Origin of the sequence: Microcoleus sp. OTE_8_concoct_300 (assembly GCF_031383065.1) — a bacterium.
In the GTDB taxonomy this organism is placed as follows: Bacteria; Cyanobacteriota; Cyanobacteriia; order Cyanobacteriales; family Microcoleaceae; genus Microcoleus.
The window spans coordinates 1-1,040 of sequence record NZ_JANMZH010000941.1; the positions used below are offsets into that span (position 1 = coordinate 1).

Annotated in this window: 3 protein-coding genes; 2 read left to right on the top strand and 1 reads right to left on the bottom strand. The window is 37.1% G+C overall.

Translation table 11 applies throughout. The annotated features are described in order from the left end of the window. Together ACUVJL_RS40005 and ACUVJL_RS40010 are read left to right on the top strand one after the other, a co-directional pair. The coding region (locus ACUVJL_RS40005; RefSeq protein WP_445250896.1) for a hypothetical protein at positions 1-190 on the top strand (190 nt) is incomplete at its 5' end. Further along, positions 97-360 carry a transposase gene (locus ACUVJL_RS40010; RefSeq protein ID WP_445250898.1) on the top strand — a complete coding sequence of 88 codons (264 nt, stop codon included), beginning with the start codon at positions 97-99 and terminating at the stop codon, positions 358-360. The genes ACUVJL_RS40005 and ACUVJL_RS40010, both read left to right, overlap by 94 nt. 7 nt (positions 361-367) lie before the next feature. On the opposite strand, the gene ACUVJL_RS40015 is transcribed toward ACUVJL_RS40010, so the two are convergent. Then, the coding region (locus ACUVJL_RS40015) for an ATP-binding cassette domain-containing protein (protein WP_445250897.1) at positions 368-1,040 on the bottom strand (673 nt) is incomplete at its 5' end.

Consider the following 1,040-nt stretch of genomic DNA (forward strand, 5'->3'; position numbering starts at 1 on the left):
TGATAGAAAAGCTTATTTTCAGATGATGGAGAAAGAAGCTCTCTTAAGTGGCCCAAATGAAACAGCGAGCGAATCATCGTACAAGACAACGGGCCAATACACAGATGTCAGGAGGTTAAAAGGTTACGATCAAAGTGGGAAGGTCAGGGTTTATATATTTTTTTCTTGCCTAAATATTGTGACGAAATGAACCCAATTGAATTAGAGTGGCAACACATTAAAGAAGATGAATTAGCCGGACAAATGTTTGAGGATGAATTAGAACTCGCCTACGCCGTAATTGACGGAGTAGAAGCTAGAGGGAAAAGAGGAGAGTATCTTACACAACGTGTTAAATTTAGGTTCTGTCACTCTACTTAATGTTTTGTTACATAGTTGTGGATTTTTCCGCCGAGCTACTTACCCATTTCAATACCTCCTGGTTTTTGTTATAGCGGTAGGTTACACCATCCTTAGTACTAACAGACTTTTGTTGACTAGCCTTGGTTCTGATCGTACTAAGAGAATAGTCTGTTAATGTCTGAAGCTCTTTATGAGAAAGTCCTATAATTGTGGCACTTGCTGCTGATTCTAGTTTTATTTTAAGTTCATTTTTCGGGTAAATATCTATCGTAATTTGCTCCTTTTGTGATTGGTTAACAACTATTCCTTTTTGCAATCGATAATCTTGTATAGAAACAAGTTGCCAATTAGATTCTTGTGAAAGCTCTAATACCCATTGATGATAATTAAATAAGCTTTCTCTATGACCAACGCTGATAAAAGTTGTTTTCGTTGATTGTAATTGTTTATATAAATTACCTTCGTTATTTAAATCTAAAGCACTCGTTGCTTCATCTAAGATAGTGAAACTAGGACGTGTAATTAATAGCCGCGCAAAAGCGAGGCGTTGTTGTTCTCCTAAAGACAATATATTTTCCCAAGGAACTTCTGTATCAAAGCCATCTACGCGGGTAAGTAAGTGTTGCAGGTTAACTTGTTGCAAAATGTGTTCAAGTTGGCGATCGCTAATTTTCCTGTCTGTGTGAGGATAGAGCAAC